We start from the raw sequence: 14,890 nt of genomic DNA on the forward strand, positions 1-14,890 counted from the left end.
ATTCTAAAATAAGTTCAATAGAACGAAATGAGTTACTTCAAACGGTTAAACATTTAGGCAGAACCCTATGGAAAAAATGGTCGGGTTATCACCGTCGTAGTTTGGTGGAAACCAAGATGCATTGCATCAAATTATTAGGTGATAGGCTGACGGCAAGACATTTTCAAAGTCAGGTCAATGAAATTCATGCGCGTGTGGCAGTTCTGAATAGATTTACGGAATTAGGTAGACCTCGCACCCAAGTTGTGTCTTAAATTTGAATGGATTGGGGAGAACTCAGCTTTTGAATGTTTATGCAACAAAGCCGTTTCATTGACAAATCACGACAAGAAAGAGGTGGTCAAGGATGCCACAACTAAAAAATTATACCGGCTCGGTATATGGAGGACTAGGACATCTATTAAAAGCTTATTGCGAAGCTAATGGCTTAGCTATTCCTGAACAATTAGAACAAATACAAAATCTGGAACGCTTTGACTATGTGGTTTGGCGTGATCTATTAGAAGTCATTTATAAACTCGACCCGAAGCCGGGTTTAGGGTTAGAAATTGCCAAATATGTTCAGCCCAAACACTTAGGAATAATTGCCTACCTTGCTCTCTCTTGCGATAACTTAGGTGAAGCTTTAATTCGCTATCATGACTTTCATCGTCTGATTTATGATGGAAGCCCATTGGTGGTTGAGCTATATGAAGAATATGCTTCTATTCGCTGGGAAGCGACTGAGTTACACCCGACTCAACTTACCGATGAAATCGCTATTGCACTGGTGATTCAATTCTTACGTCTTTTTATGTCTCATGAAGATGTATATTTACATGAAGTACGTTTCTTAAATGCTGCCCCTAAAAATATCAGGGTTTACGAGCAGTACTTTCAATGCCCTGTTCGTTTTAGTCAGCCCCGTACAGAGTTACTTATTCCAATTACCGAAATTCATAAACCGCTTAGTAGCGCTGACCACACTCTACAGCAGCTATTGGTTCAGCAAGCACAAGCACTTTTAGAACAGTTACCCAATTCAACTCAACTTGATCAACGTTTACAGCATTCAATTTTGACTGGCTTACAAAAAAATCAGTACCAAATTGAATATATTGCCAAGCAATTAGGCTTGTCTGTTCGGCAACTTCAACGGCATTTACAACAGCAGAACACCAGCTTTCAGGAACGTGTTCAGCAAGTACGCTTTATGCTCGCAACCGAGTATTTAAAAGATCCGCATTTAAGCCTACAAGAGATTGCACTTTTGCTGTGTTATTCAGAACAAAGCGCATTTCAAAGAGCATTTAAGCATTGGACCAATCAAACACCGCAACAATGGAGAGATCAATTTTTAGACAAAGAATAACCTACCAAAACTTACAAATCTTTTCTTGATTAAAACAACACTGAAAACAAAAATTTCATATAGTCACATGCTTAATTTTTTGTGACACATTTCACATTAATTAAAAATAGATCAATAGATGAGTAATCACAATGAATAAATATTTTGCTGAATTCCTAGGTACGTTTTGGCTAGTCTTTGGTGGTTGTGGTAGCGCAGTGTTAGCCGCAGCTTTCCCTGAACTTGGTATTGGCTTTGCAGGTGTAGCCCTTGCCTTTGGTTTAACCGTACTCACTGGTGCTTATGCTTTAGGACATATCTCTGGTGGACATTTTAACCCCGCGGTCAGTGTCGGTCTTTGGGTCGGTGGCCGTTTCGATGTTAAAGATTTAATTCCATATATTGTTGCGCAAGTGGTTGGTGCGACTGCTGCTGCATTTGTTCTTTACATTATCGCTCAAGGTCAAGCTGGCTTTACTGGTGTGGGCGGTTTTGCAACCAATGGTTTTGGTGATTTATCGCCAAATAAATTTGGTTTAGGTTCTGCTTTTATTATTGAAGTGGTACTTACTGCGTTCTTCTTGATTGTTATTTTAGGATCAACACATGGTCGTGCGCCTGCTGGTTTTGCACCTATTGCGATTGGTCTTGCATTAACGCTTATTCACTTAATCAGTATTCCGGTTACAAACACTTCTGTGAACCCTGCACGTAGTACAGGTGTTGCATTCTTTGCTCAAACTGGTGCTTTAAGTCAGCTGTGGTTGTTCTGGGTAGCGCCGATTTTAGGTGCTGTGATTGGTGCAATTATTTATAAGGTAGTTGCTGGAGACAAGGATTAATTCTTTATATCTATAGCCTTAATATGCTATCGCGGTGGGGTGACATGGATGTCACCTGTTGAGCAGGGGTACACGGAAGTACCCTCTGATCAACAAAGACTTTTGCTTACTTTTGGTCTTTCAAAAGTAAGAAATGTCTATACAAACTCAATAAGACCTAACGTAGTACTAAAGACTGTATGGCAACATGACTATGCTAAACATCACACATAAAATGTATAAATTATAAAAACGGATTATTCACTTCTTGTTCAGCTGGACGTTCAATTTTCTCAGGCAATTCTTCTTTTTCCAAAGCTGCAACCACATCATTTAAAAAGCTCTGTAGTGCTTTTGCCTGCTCTAACCCAACTTTGTCTTTGGTAATTTGCAAATTGCCATAAATGCTCACGCAATCGACATCATTTTCTAATGTTAAATCTTCAATTGAAGAAGACTCTGTACCCTTTTCAAATGGCTTAAACATAAGTGTTGTCTCATTGTTATATGTTGATAGTGTAATACGACCAATCTATAAAAAATCAATCAAAATTAAAAGTGCCGATAAAATTAAAAAAGCACCCATTAAGATATTAAAATATTTCAAACGGTTGCCGTGATTGAGTAGCACTGAAAATTTATCACCACAGAATCCCCAAAAGAACAAACATATATAGCAGGTGAAAAAATAAATCACGATAAAAATCGGCAAAGCCTTTGGATGTTCAATGCTAGTAAACATGGTAATGCCCGACACACAAGCCAACCACGCTTTAGGGTTCAACCACTGTAAAAAGAAACCATCTTTAAAATTGGGAATGATCATCTGTTCTAGCGGAACACTAGAAATAGAAACATTTGCTGCAGAATGAATAATTTTTATTCCGATATAACAAACAAATAGCGTTCCACAAATGGCAAGAATTTTTAAGACAACAGGAAATTGGGTTAATACACTTTGCAGCCCAAACGCCATAAATATTAAAAGCAAGGTAAAACCAATCGTGGCACCTGAAATATAGGGAAGTGATCTTTTTAAACCATGATTTAAGCTGGTTGATAAAATAACGGTATTGACGGGACCTGGGGTAATCGACATCGCAAAAGAAAAAAGAAACATCGAGGCAAACATTGTTATTGTCCTTATTTGAATAAATAGATGAATAGACAGATCTGTATATTCATCTTATTGTATTGAATAAGAACTGTACAACAATGCCTGCAAACGATTTATTTGATGATTTGCAAGAAATAGTTCACCAAAGCTTCTACTAGCTGTTTCACAATGGCTTTTCTGGTTTCTTCATCAATACTTGGAACTTTAGATTCCATAGGCTCAGAAGACGTGCTTTTCTGCTTTTTAAACTGGTCTTGTAATGCGTAGATCTGATCTGCACTTAAGTCTTGTTCACACTGGCTTTCTCCATCCCAATGTAAATAGTCTAACTTCTGGTTTGGCTTAACTTGACTAGATGTTAACGGCAGACGATAAACATTACGTTTTTGTTGTTCAGTTAACTGAGGAAACAGGTTAATTCCTAACTTTTCCTCTAAATAACAAACACTCACAACCTTAACCTGTTGCGAGTTGTTATTTGGTGCGTAGTAAGCGCCAATTGCACCTGTTTTAGGATAGTAAACAGCCTTATACACTGCACTTGGAACAATAACACCACGTCCAATCGTTTTGAGTCGTTGACCTTCAAAGATTGGTCCTGTCACAACATATGCATCTTGCTTTTGCTTAGTAACCACTGCACGAGTAGCATCTTCAAGCTTACGCCAAACTTCCTGATTATTTTTCGGTGCCTGTGGAACCATGTTACTCAGCGAAAAACTATCGAACTGCGAGTCCTTAGTCGGCATATCGCCATTTGGTGACATATGTCCACGGTCATAGCCTGAGCCACGATAATCGCTTAAAAGTGAACGGTGGCGCTCAGGAACACGTGTTTCTTCATGGAAATTATCTTCACGTTTAATTTTAGTGCTTAAACGTTCAGGGCTAAGATATTCAGCTGACCATAACGGCGTTTTAGACATCCCCGAGTACAAAACATTGAAGCCATTAAAGCACAGCGGATAACTGTCTTTTTTTAAACTTTCTTTGTTTAAAGCAGGAGGAATTTCGCGATAAAACTGATTGAGACAAGTCGAGTTGGTACTTAAGGGCGAAAACCACTGTGAAATCTTTTCACTTCCAAAAGCAATTGCAAAACTTCCAGCAGCAACACAAGCAAGAATAATCTTGCCAAAATGCTGACTTAGAGAGAATGAATTTGTACCTGTACTACGTTTTTTACTTGCCATGTTTCTATCAATACCACTGTCCATATGCAGCTTAACAATCCTGCTTTTTTAAGTATATCGCTTAACTTTCAAATGGTTAAAACATGGTCATCTTTTTTGTAACTCTATTTCTTGTTCGGTAACAGTTTGTTGGCCTTGTGAGGAACTTTCACTATTGAATTGGGTTAATTGCGTATCTTTCATTGAAAACGACCAATCGCTTATGACATGGTTAGCTCCACAAATTTGGATAAAAATATAAACGGAGTCCATTTAATGATCCATTCAAAGATTATTGGTATTGGCGTAATTGCTGGACTGTGCAGTATGGCAGCCTTAGCTGAACCTGCGGTCCAACCCGGTGAGACTTTAGAAAGTTTATCTAAAGTAAAAGTGACTACAACCGTCAATGGCCAACCTGGCTCTATTAGTGATTTAGTTAAAAGTGGTCAAGTACAACCTGTTTCTGCTGCCCCAACAGGTGCTGCTCCTACAGGTGCTCCTATTCCAGCCGATGTACCGCCGGCTCCTCCTGCAGATGTACCACCAGCACCTCCTGCTGGCGCTGAAATGGCTGCTCCGGCACCACAAGACCCAAATACACCGCCACCACCGGCTAACCCGAACCAATCAGCAGACCCAATGGCAAAAGATGGGGCATTGCCAGCAGATGCACCTATGCCACAAGCTCAATAATCAGAGCCATAAAAAAACCAAGACTTATGTCTTGGTTTTTTATTACATCAAATTTCTATATTTCGATTTGACTACCTAACTCCACCACACGGTTGGTTGGAATTTGATAGAAGTCACTCACCGGACTGGTATTACGCTGCATCGAAATAAATAGTTTTTCTCTCCACGGCGACATACCATCACCCACCGAGTGAACAATACGATCGCGCGAAATAAAGAAGCTAATATGCATTAAGTCATATTCAAGACCTAACTGCTCATAAGCTTGCATAAGCGCTTTTGGTACATTCATTTCATCTTTAAAGCCGTAGAAAATTTTAATACGGTAGAAATGTTCAGCTAAAGCTTCTGTTGTAATACGCTCTTCTGGTGCAACAAAAGGTACATCTTCAATCACCACAGTGACCAAGATATTACGCTGATGCAGCACTTTGTTGTGCTTAATGTTATGTAGCATGGCATGCGGTACAACGTTTGGCGTACCTGTCATAAACACGGCATCACCCGGTACCCAGTGCACGCTATTACCAATACTTTTTACAAACAAATCGAGCGACAAAGTATCGTGTTCAAGCTTAGCAAAAGTAAGCTCACGACCACGTTTCCATGTCATCAAGATGGTGACTGCAATACCACCAATGAGTAATGGCACCCAACCGCCTGACAACACTTTAAGTGAAGTTGCTGCGACTAAAACCGACTCTAAAATAAAGAATGGAATAATCAGTAACACCACTTTTGGCCAGCTCCATTTCCACGCTGAGTAGATAAAGATGGAAACCAAAATCGTGTCACACAGCATGGTTAAGGTCACTGCTAAACCATAAGCACTTGCCAAGTTTGAGCTGGTTTTGAAAATCAGAATTAAGATAATAATTGCGATTAAAAGTAACCAGTTTAAGAACGGCACATAGATCTGACCTTCTTCAGACTCAGAAGTATGTTTAATACTTAAACGCGGTAAATAACCCAATTGAATCGCTTGGCGAGCAAGAGAGAATACCCCAGAAATTACAGCTTGAGAGGCAATCACTGTTGCCATGGTCGCCATAATAATCATTGGATAAAGTGCCCACTGTGGCACCAGTAGATAGAACGGGTTTTCAATTGCCGCAGGGTCACGAAGTAACAATGCGCCTTGTCCTGCATAGTTTAAAACCAAGCATGGCAACACCACAAAGAACCACGCAAGACGAATCGGAACAGGTCCAAAATGCCCCATGTCGGCATAGAGTGCTTCACCACCTGTCACTGTTAACACCACAGCACCCATCACAAAAAACGTCATGACTGGATGATGGTAGATAAACTGAATTGCCCAATGTGGACTAAACATGCCGAGTACTATCGGTGTTTGAATGACGCTATGAAGGCCTAATACACCTAAAGAGATAAACCACACAAGCGTAATTGGACCAAAAAACTTACCTACAAAGGCCGTACCATGTTTTTGAACTAAAAACAGCGTCACAATAATGGCAATCGCAATAGGCATAATGAACGGGTCAAAAACGTTGGTTGCAATAGACAACCCTTCGACCGCAGACAATACCGAAATGGCTGGGGTAATAATACCGTCACCAAAGAACAGTGATGCCCCAATAAAACCAATCGCAATCATGTAGATTTTTTTGTTGTCGGCAATTTTTGCTTTACGCAAATTCAATGCGAGTAAGGCCATAATACCGCCTTCCCCATTGTTATCTGCACGCATGACAATGGCGACATACTTGATGCTGATGATCAGCATTAAGCACCAAAAAATAATGGATAAAATTCCTAATACGTTTTCAGGCTGAATTCCCAAACCATGGGCAGCATGGAAGGACTCTTTCAAGGCATAGAGCGGACTTGTTCCGATGTCTCCAAAGACCACCCCAAGAGCTGCCAAAGCCGTGGCAGGCAAGGTCGCTTTTTTGGCCGTATTTTGCATTGTGTAATTAAACCAATATGATTTTTAGCGCAATCTTATCACCTCTATTATTTTTTTTCTGTAATGCTCGTCTTAAATCTTGGCAGAACCTAATTTTTTAGTTACTATCGCACGCCTTGGTGAGGTGTCCGAGTGGCTGAAGGAGCACGCCTGGAAAGTGTGTATACGTTTGCGCGTATCGAGGGTTCGAATCCCTCTCTCACCGCCAGAATTCAAAAAAGACCTAAATCGTTTTGATTTAGGTCTTTTTTATTTTTAATAAAAATTAAAAGTTTAGTTAATAGCTAAATGTTTAGAAACATCCTTAGCGACTTGTACAGCAATATCATCCCATGCTTTATCTAATAAAGCTGTTTGTGAAGTACCACCAATTTTTGGATCCTTTAACTTAGAGTTAAATGTATTCGTCCATTTCTGACCTTTATATTCAAAGGTAGCCACTAAAGTTACATTTGCCACATCAATTGCAGGAGTAATATTGAACATACCAGCTGAGTATTCAAAGCCAGATTTAGCCTTTTCAACCGTAATCGTTAATGGGCTTCCATTTGGTGATAATTTTGCTATCTGAGCAATCGCTTCTTCTATACGACTCGATAGAGCTACGCCTGTAGGAATACGTGTTCTAGAAGCACTTCCTACAAAACCGTCTGCCCCTTGAATATCAATACGTTGAGGGAAAGTATCTGGATTCCATTTGATATGCACAGTATCTTGCACTTTTGGCAGAGCTGATAATTCTGAAACAGACGTATAGTTTAGACGGTTATTAAAAGGTAAATTGATCGCGCACCCTGTTAATGTAGTTGCTAATACTAATGCACTTAAACTGAGTAGTTTTTTCATACTTTGAATCTCATGAGTTTTAAAAAATAAAAATTGGTTATCTCGAATTAACTTAATCCAAATCGAACACTTCTAATGACTCTACATAAGGCAAAATAAGATATTCATGATGAGATAAATGTTGTTCTAGCGAGTGATGCGTTGTTTGATTGAATTGATAAAAGCTGCTCAACTCATTAAGTAATTGAGGCGTTTTATTTGCATCAAATTTTGGTGTTTTCATAAAGAATAATAAGCTTGCCCCTAAACCCACATACTCTAAGCCATAGTTTTGATCTAAATGCTCAATCAAGCTAAAAGATTCAAAAGGGTTCAAATCACAACTAAAATATCCATTGAGGCATGCTGCAAATTTTTGAGTTTCAGTTTGACTATTGACTAACTTTACTTGAATAACGGCATCTAAAATTTTGTCGGGTTCAGCATTAATCTGTAGCAGAGTTGCTTGATCTTCATCGCTATACTTAAGTTTTTTAGGCAAGTCATTAAAGCCTATATAATTTTCTGGCTTTAATAATTGTTCAATGTGATATTGAAGCTCTAAAGGTCGAGTATTTTCCCAACTTGCTTCACTGTCATCTTCAACGAGTTCTGTGGTATCAAAATAAAGCCCATCTCCCATTGAAGCATGCATGGAAGTGTATTGGCACTGTCCTATATCTTCTAAAAGTAATAATACTTTTTTAGGTAAATGCTTCTGCTTAACTTCTGAATATAAGTTAGTAACATCCTTCCATGAGCTGATTTCACTGATTGTTGCGTAGCATATTAATTCATGAGCATCGTCAGTTATAAGGGAATTTTCTTTTTCTTTAATATCAAGAATAGTCATAAATTTTTAAATTTAATCTATATTTAGCGGACATTTATATCATAAATAAACTGTATATTTAACTTAAAACCTTAATGTAACTTTTTAAAAATCTTCTACATAAGAAGCCCAAACTCTCACGTTTAGGCCTCCCTCTTAAAAATTTACTCATACAACGCTAATAACTTCTGAACATACTCAATCGCATTATTTGCTACGTCTTGATGAGTCGGAACATCGTCATCTTCTGAAGGGTTAGTGTCTAAACCATAAAATGCATGAAGTGGTTGATAGTCCGCCCCAACATATAAAGCAGTGAGCTGAAAAGAACTAAAAACTTGGTCCAACGTAAGTTTATATTCACCCTGCTCTGAATAAATATGTTCTTGACCCCCCGCAGATACAGCCAGCATAAACTTCTTATTTTTAACCTTGTCACCTGTTGAACCGTAAGCCCATCCATATGTTAAAACTTCATCAAGCCATTGTTTCAAAAGCGGCGGACAGTTAAACCAATACACTGGAAATTGAAAAACTAAATTTTCGTGTTCTTCTACAAGCGCTTGTTCTTTGGCAACGTCAATTACGCCATCTGGGTAGGCTTGATAAATCTGGTGAACCGTAAATTGGTCTGGGTATTTTTCCAATTCCTCTACCCATCTTTTATTTACAACTGATTGTTCTATGTGAGGATGGGTAACTATGACTAATGTCTTTTTCATTATAAAAACACTCTTATCGGAAAGTTGATAAATCGATTATAGAAGTGTGCTTTCCTAAATATAAGTACGGTAATTTATGTTATATACTATACTAAAAGATAGTGTAGATTTTTAAAATGACCGAGTGTGTTCCATCAAATACGCCATTAGAAGATACGGGTTTTGGATATACCCTTTCTTTGATTAATGGCAAATATAAAATGATTATTATGTATTGGCTGTATGAAAAAAATGTCATGCGTTTCAATGAGATGCAACGCTGCATTGGCAACATTTCATTTAGAACACTCAGCAATACACTCAAAGAGTTAGAAAGAGACGAACTTATTATTCGTAAAGAATATCCTCAAATTCCACCAAAAGTTGAATATCGGCTTTCGGAAAGAGGACAGTCTTTAATTCCTTTGTTAGATATGATGTGCCAATGGGGCGAGCAAAATAAGCCATCTTAGTTTTATAGACTTGAAGTGATACTCAATATGAGAAATGAATTAAGAGAAATTTTTATTAACGGATGCGACGAAAAAATAGAAAAGAAGGGAGACAATGTCGGTCTATCTTTTTATGCGTTTTTTAAAAATAAAAATGACAACCCTGAGCTACTGATGGAAGCAGCGCATTGGTGGATTATGGAGCATAAGCTAGATCACTTCGAGAAAGCTGTGAAGATTAAACAATTGGTTTTGAGTGGGCAGTAAAAGTTAGAGTGAAAGACTATTCTGAAAGAGGATAGTCTTTAATTTTTATACTAGAGATAAAGTGAGAAAGGTTAAAAATGTTTATAGATGCTTTATCTAGTTTTCTTGAAAAATTAGCCTCAGAAAAAGATTTAGATGAATGGTATTTATCTACTTTCATTGATGAAAATGTTTGTTCGCTATTACCAGCAGAAGCTTTTGAATTTTCTTCACATGTTATAAAGCTTATTAAAAATGACGCTCAGCCAGAATATACCTATGAATTACTAACAATTTTATTAGCACTCCAACATCAATCTGGCACAACTCAGGTGCCTGAAATTCTAAAAAATAGTCCTAATTTTTTTGATGAAATTATTAAAAAGAATCCTGAAAAATATATTTTAAATTTAGCTCATGAGTTGGCTCAAAATTATCGAATCATGAACTTTCAGAGTAATTAAATAATAATCTAATTCATACATAAAATAGGATTAAAAAATTTCTATTCATTTTTGTATAAAAGCCCAACTCCCGTCGGGCCTTCCCCCTCAAACCCGACTTAGAAAATAATCAATCAAATATTCCCTTTCATCGGTTTGATTTGATCCTAAAAGCTGCACCATCGCGCCATCGACCACAAATAAAAACATATGCGCATCTTCAACTGTAGCCGCAGGTTTTACAGTTAAAAGCAGTTTATGAATTTCCTGTATAAGCCAATTTCGATAATCAACCACCACTTTATAAGCCGAGGGATAATGTTTTTCTATTTCAAAAATTGCTTTAAAGGGCAAACGATAAAACCCATCTGAGTCAGCATGCAAAAAGAAAATTTTCTTGAGTTTATCGAATACCATCAGTTTGCTGTACGAATGGATCGTGGTAAATACCTCTTCTTTTAAAGCGTCTGTTTGAAAAGTTAAGCTCATCTGAATGAGTCTTTCTTTTGAGTGGAAGTAGTTGTAAAAGGTAGCTTTGGGAATTTGGGAGTCGGCAATAATTCGGTCTACCCCTACCTTATGAAACCCATATTGGTTAAATAAATCTTTTGCCGTGTGGAGCACTCGCAATGCTCTAAATGAAGCTTCTAAATTTTTCATGTATATCGCTTAAAATAATTTTTTGTTGTAAATAAAAGAGATAGAAATGCCGTCGCTCTTAAATTGAGCGCTAAAAACAGGCATGCAAAAGCCGCACAAAAATGGTGTGCTCGCCTATCTCGGGTTTTATTGTTGCTATGTTTTTTTAGTCGTAATGACCTATGGCTTAAGACCTAGAGTCGGTTAAACCGTTTTAAAGACCAGTTGGGTATAGAGTCAAAGATTTTGGCAAAGGTTGCCAATGAGAGAGATGAAATAGTACGCATAATGGCGAACTCCTTGTGTATTAAAGAAGAACTACCACGATTACTGCTAAATAATGGTGGCAGAACGAAGGGGGTTAGCAGACTGGTACACAAGGACCCAGCACGCGCAAGCGCGTCCCCCTCCGTCCTACCATAGAAAAAAGGGGGACGTAAGGATCCAGTACTGAAAAGCAAGCTTTTAGTACTCTTGTGTAAAAGGGTCTGCTAAAACCCACTGGTAATTTGACCAGCAGGCAAAGGATAATCCGCGAGTTTTTGAGTGTCAATGTAAGGTTGAATAGAAATTGGTTAAATAATTATTGTTGTTTATTCAATTAGATATTTAAGCTAAAAAGACCTTCAACTTAAATTTAACGATGTCATGATAATAATAAAAATGTAGGATAGTGAATTATGACTGAGTGCATGATTTGAATAGGTAATTAATAATGATAATAAAGGGACCTCCCACCAGTTCAGAAGAATACCAACTTATCTTTCAATGGCTTGATGAGCGCTTTCACTATTCTATTGGGGCGATGGCCTTTCTTGCTCAAACACAAGCGACCAATACCGAGTGGCAACTCTTACGTTTGTATGACTCACAAAACGTCAAGCAACTGCTAGGAGTCGCGGTTATTCTTGCTGGCAGCACCTGTTTTTGGGTTCCATCAGAGGCATCATCTGGATCATTACTGTGTACATCAATTTTACAGCTTCAACCGCGTCGGATCGTAACTACTGCAATCGGGCGGGACTTATTACATGCCGAGATAAAACAAAAAGGGCGTATTTCAAAAGAATATGATCAATGGATCATGGTTTGCTCACACCAATTTTCTGAAGCTCAAGGACGCTTGGCTGAACTTTCGGATATTGCCCGCCTTAACAAATATCAGCATCTATACAATAAAGAGCGCTCAGTAAATGAAACACCTGACTGGGCATCTCTAATTCAACAACAAAAAATTATTGTGCTTGAAGCAGATCAACAGATCGTTTCGATTGTGCGTTTAGGCATAGAAACTGATCGACTCGTTTCTATTGGTGGCACATATACCTTCCCTGCTTATCGTCGAAAAGGTTTTGCTGAACGCGTCTTAAAATTTGCAGTTAATCGGATTGTTGCAACGAGACGAATTGCCCACTTAATTGTCGACGTTGATAACACCCCAGCGGTTACCCTTTATCGCCAAATGGGTTTTGAATGCGTAGAGTCGTCTTACATTGCTTACCCAGAGTATTTATAAAAAATTATTCATTTTCAAACCGCTTAAATGAACAGATTGATCGCGCTATAAATAAAAGCTACAGTAAATAAAGTTTGAATTTTATAACTTTAAATAAATTGATAACGCATGCAGGCAAAGACATGGAAACCATACATGATTTTTATCGCCGCTTTTCTTTAACAAGAGATAGCGATTACTCGGTTCCATCAACCTCGTTTGGACATTTTAACGTGTTCCAACGCGATGCCTGCTCGTTCCTCACGCCTTATAGCCGCCGCGATTATTATAAAATTTCACTGGTTTTAGGCACAGGCGAACTTCACTATGCCAACCGCTGGATACGAGTCGACCGCCCTGCTTTACTTTTTTCAAACCCAATGGTGCCCTACGCATGGGAAATTAATTCGCCCGAACAAGCAGGCTGGTTTTGTCTATTTACCGAAGAGTTTGTAAACCAAGAATCGAGACAAAGCTTTTTAAAAGACTCACCGTTATTTAAAGTCGACGGCGACCCGCTATATTTTTTAAATGACCAGCAGGTTGATGAAATTTCATTTATTTTCAAAAAGATGATGAATGACATAAATTCAGACTATATTCATAAATACAACGTTTTAAGAAACTATTTGCACCTACTTGTGCACGAAGCCATGAAAATGCAACCGACCCAACAGTTTGAAAAACATAGTAATGCTGCGGTTCGCATTTGCCACTTATTCTTTGAGCTATTAGAACGCCAGTTCCCGATCGACTCGCCACATTTTCAGCTTAAACTCAAAACTGCAAATGACTTTGCCTATGGCTTGTCTGTGCATGTGAACCATTTAAACCGCGCTGTAAAAGAAGCCACAGGGAAAACCACGTCTGAGCATATTAGCTCACGCATTACGCAAGAAGCCAAAGCGCTGCTACAACACACCAGTTGGAATATTTCCGAAATTGCCTATAGCTTAGGTTTTGAATATTCAGCGTATTTCACCAATTTCTTTAAGAAAAATACCGGCTTTTCGCCTAAAAAGTTCCGTGAAGACTGTGTGGCCTAAAAGCAGATTGTTTGAATTTTATAATTATTGGTTTGAATGTTATACGTCAGTTTGAGCCAAAGCATTTTATAGTTTTTCTACTCAAGTGATTTTGCAAAAAGAGTGTGAAAAATGAAATATAGAACTTTAGGACAAACAGGCGAAAAAGTATCAGCACTTGGTTTAGGTTGCATGGGAATGAGCTTTGCCTATGGTGCCTCAGACGACACACAAAGCATTGCCACTCTAGAAAAAGCATTAGACCTCGGCATTAACTTTTGGGACACCGCCGACATGTACGGCAACGGCGCAAATGAAGTTTTGCTCTCAAAAGTTTTAGAAAAACATCGCGACAAAGTATTCTTGGCGACCAAATTTGGCTTCCGTTATAAAGAAGACAACCTTAACCCACAAAACTCTTTAGAGTCTTATATCGACGGTTCTCCAGAGTGGATTAAAGTTGCGGTCGAAAACAGTTTAAGACGCTTAAATACAGACGTGATTGATTTGTATTATGCGCACCGCATAGACCCGAATGTTCCAGTTGAAGATACCATTGGCGCAATGGCTGACTTGGTCAAACAAGGTAAAGTTCGTTATTTAGGACTCAGTGAAGCGTCGGCTGAAACCATCCGTAAAGCACATGCGATTCACCCAATTGCAGCGGTTCAACATGAATACTCGCTACTTACTCGTGAGTTCGAGCAAACCCATTTGCAAACCATTCGCGAGTTAGGCATTAGCCTTGTGCCGTATTCACCGCTGTCGCGTGGTTTAATCACCAATACGCTTGATGTGGGTAGCCTAGACGAAAACGATTTCCGTCGTCAGTTACCACGCTATCAAGGTGATAACTGGAAAAATAACCAAAGCTTGGCGCAAGCATTTAGCGAGTTTGCCCAAAGCAAAAATGCGACAGCGGCTCAACTGGCTTTGGCTTGGATTTTGGCGCAAGGTGACGACATTATTCCAATTCCGGGTACGCGTAAAATTGAGCGACTTGTAGAAAATGCTGGCGCTGTAGACCTTCATTTAACAGCAGCAGATTTGGCAGAAATTGAAGCGATTATTGCGAGATACCCAAATATGGGCGCACGCTATAACGCTCAGCAACTCGCTGCGGTCAATCACTAAAATATAAGTCATAAAAAAAGTCCGACTCA

At 38.6% G+C, this 14,890-nt stretch carries 17 protein-coding genes, 1 tRNA gene and 1 pseudogene; 11 read left to right on the forward strand and 8 right to left on the reverse strand.

Annotation, left to right across the window (positions count from 1 at the left end):
• From J671_RS10595 to aqpZ, 3 genes and pseudogenes are all read left to right on the forward strand, one after another.
• A pseudogene (locus J671_RS10595) lies at positions 1 to 254 on the forward strand (IS5/IS1182 family transposase); the annotation flags it as partial.
• A gap of 92 nt (positions 255 to 346) precedes the next feature.
• Positions 347 to 1,351: an AraC family transcriptional regulator gene (locus J671_RS10600; RefSeq protein ID WP_031982210.1), complete on the forward strand. Its 1,005-nt coding sequence runs from the start codon at positions 347 to 349 to the stop codon at positions 1,349 to 1,351.
• Between the two features lie 131 nt (positions 1,352 to 1,482).
• A complete protein-coding gene (gene aqpZ / locus J671_RS10605; protein WP_002052229.1) occupies positions 1,483 to 2,172 on the forward strand; it encodes an aquaporin Z in 690 nt (229 codons plus the stop codon).
• A 223-nt stretch (positions 2,173 to 2,395) separates the two neighbouring features.
• On the opposite strand, the gene J671_RS10610 is transcribed toward aqpZ, so the two are convergent.
• From J671_RS10610 to J671_RS10620, 3 genes are all read right to left on the reverse strand, one after another.
• Positions 2,396 to 2,638, reverse strand: coding sequence for a hypothetical protein (locus J671_RS10610; protein WP_000476056.1), 243 nt, complete (start codon positions 2,636 to 2,638; stop codon positions 2,396 to 2,398).
• 45 nt (positions 2,639 to 2,683) lie between these two features.
• A complete protein-coding gene (locus J671_RS10615; RefSeq protein ID WP_031982211.1) occupies positions 2,684 to 3,283 on the reverse strand; it encodes a LysE family translocator in 600 nt (199 codons plus the stop codon).
• A 98-nt stretch (positions 3,284 to 3,381) separates the two neighbouring features.
• Positions 3,382 to 4,461 carry a DNA/RNA non-specific endonuclease gene (locus J671_RS10620; RefSeq protein WP_031982213.1) on the reverse strand — a complete coding sequence of 360 codons (1,080 nt, stop codon included), beginning with the start codon at positions 4,459 to 4,461 and terminating at the stop codon, positions 3,382 to 3,384.
• Positions 4,462 to 4,716: 255 nt separating this feature from the next.
• On the opposite strand from J671_RS10620, the gene J671_RS10625 reads away from it, so the two are divergent.
• Positions 4,717 to 5,136 (forward strand): hypothetical protein, encoded by a 420-nt coding sequence (locus J671_RS10625; RefSeq protein WP_004711577.1) that lies wholly within the window; start codon positions 4,717 to 4,719, stop codon positions 5,134 to 5,136.
• A gap of 55 nt (positions 5,137 to 5,191) precedes the next feature.
• Here the strand turns inward: J671_RS10625 and J671_RS10630 are convergent, their stop codons facing one another.
• Entirely contained in the window at positions 5,192 to 7,069 is a 1,878-nt protein-coding gene (locus J671_RS10630) for a potassium transporter Kup (RefSeq protein WP_031982214.1), read from the reverse strand.
• Positions 7,070 to 7,187: 118 nt separating this feature from the next.
• On the opposite strand from J671_RS10630, the gene J671_RS10635 reads away from it, so the two are divergent.
• Positions 7,188 to 7,277, forward strand: a tRNA-Ser gene (locus tag J671_RS10635).
• A gap of 65 nt (positions 7,278 to 7,342) precedes the next feature.
• Here the strand turns inward: J671_RS10635 and J671_RS10640 are convergent.
• From J671_RS10640 to J671_RS10650, 3 genes are all read right to left on the reverse strand, one after another.
• Positions 7,343 to 7,915 (reverse strand): hypothetical protein, encoded by a 573-nt coding sequence (locus J671_RS10640; protein WP_031982217.1) that lies wholly within the window; start codon positions 7,913 to 7,915, stop codon positions 7,343 to 7,345.
• Between the two features lie 52 nt (positions 7,916 to 7,967).
• Positions 7,968 to 8,747, reverse strand: a complete 780-nt coding sequence (locus tag J671_RS10645; RefSeq protein WP_031982218.1) for a hypothetical protein — start codon at positions 8,745 to 8,747, stop codon at positions 7,968 to 7,970.
• 143 nt (positions 8,748 to 8,890) lie between these two features.
• Positions 8,891 to 9,448: an NAD(P)H-dependent oxidoreductase gene (locus tag J671_RS10650; RefSeq protein ID WP_031982220.1), complete on the reverse strand. Its 558-nt coding sequence runs from the start codon at positions 9,446 to 9,448 to the stop codon at positions 8,891 to 8,893.
• Positions 9,449 to 9,564: 116 nt separating this feature from the next.
• Here J671_RS10650 and J671_RS10655 point away from each other — a divergent pair, with 116 nt between their 5' ends.
• The 3 genes from J671_RS10655 (at position 9,565) to J671_RS10665 (ending at position 10,589) form a co-directional block, all read left to right on the forward strand.
• Positions 9,565 to 9,900 (forward strand): winged helix-turn-helix transcriptional regulator, encoded by a 336-nt coding sequence (locus J671_RS10655; protein WP_002052222.1) that lies wholly within the window; start codon positions 9,565 to 9,567, stop codon positions 9,898 to 9,900.
• 27 nt (positions 9,901 to 9,927) lie between these two features.
• The gene (locus J671_RS10660) at positions 9,928 to 10,146 is read left to right on the forward strand and encodes a DUF6500 family protein (protein ID WP_031982222.1); all 219 of its coding nucleotides are present in this window, start codon (positions 9,928 to 9,930) and stop codon (positions 10,144 to 10,146) included.
• Between the two features lie 77 nt (positions 10,147 to 10,223).
• Complete coding sequence (locus tag J671_RS10665; protein WP_031982223.1) at positions 10,224 to 10,589, forward strand: hypothetical protein; 366 nt, start codon at positions 10,224 to 10,226, stop codon at positions 10,587 to 10,589.
• Positions 10,590 to 10,676: 87 nt separating this feature from the next.
• Here J671_RS10665 and J671_RS10670 read toward each other — a convergent pair whose 3' ends face one another.
• The gene (locus J671_RS10670) at positions 10,677 to 11,228 is read right to left on the reverse strand and encodes a TetR/AcrR family transcriptional regulator (RefSeq protein ID WP_031982225.1); all 552 of its coding nucleotides are present in this window, start codon (positions 11,226 to 11,228) and stop codon (positions 10,677 to 10,679) included.
• A gap of 694 nt (positions 11,229 to 11,922) precedes the next feature.
• Between J671_RS10670 and J671_RS10675 the strand changes: the two genes are divergently transcribed.
• The 3 genes from J671_RS10675 (at position 11,923) to J671_RS10685 (ending at position 14,861) form a co-directional block, all read left to right on the forward strand.
• Positions 11,923 to 12,723, forward strand: a complete 801-nt coding sequence (locus J671_RS10675) for a GNAT family N-acetyltransferase (RefSeq protein WP_031982226.1) — start codon at positions 11,923 to 11,925, stop codon at positions 12,721 to 12,723.
• Between the two features lie 122 nt (positions 12,724 to 12,845).
• A complete protein-coding gene (locus J671_RS10680; protein WP_031982227.1) occupies positions 12,846 to 13,748 on the forward strand; it encodes a helix-turn-helix domain-containing protein in 903 nt (300 codons plus the stop codon).
• 111 nt (positions 13,749 to 13,859) lie between these two features.
• Positions 13,860 to 14,861 (forward strand): aldo/keto reductase, encoded by a 1,002-nt coding sequence (locus tag J671_RS10685; protein ID WP_006580866.1) that lies wholly within the window; start codon positions 13,860 to 13,862, stop codon positions 14,859 to 14,861.
• The last annotated feature ends 29 nt before the right edge of the window (positions 14,862 to 14,890 follow it).

The organism is Acinetobacter sp. 1130196 (genome assembly GCF_000588095.1).
Lineage (GTDB): Bacteria > Pseudomonadota > Gammaproteobacteria > Pseudomonadales > Moraxellaceae > Acinetobacter > Acinetobacter nosocomialis.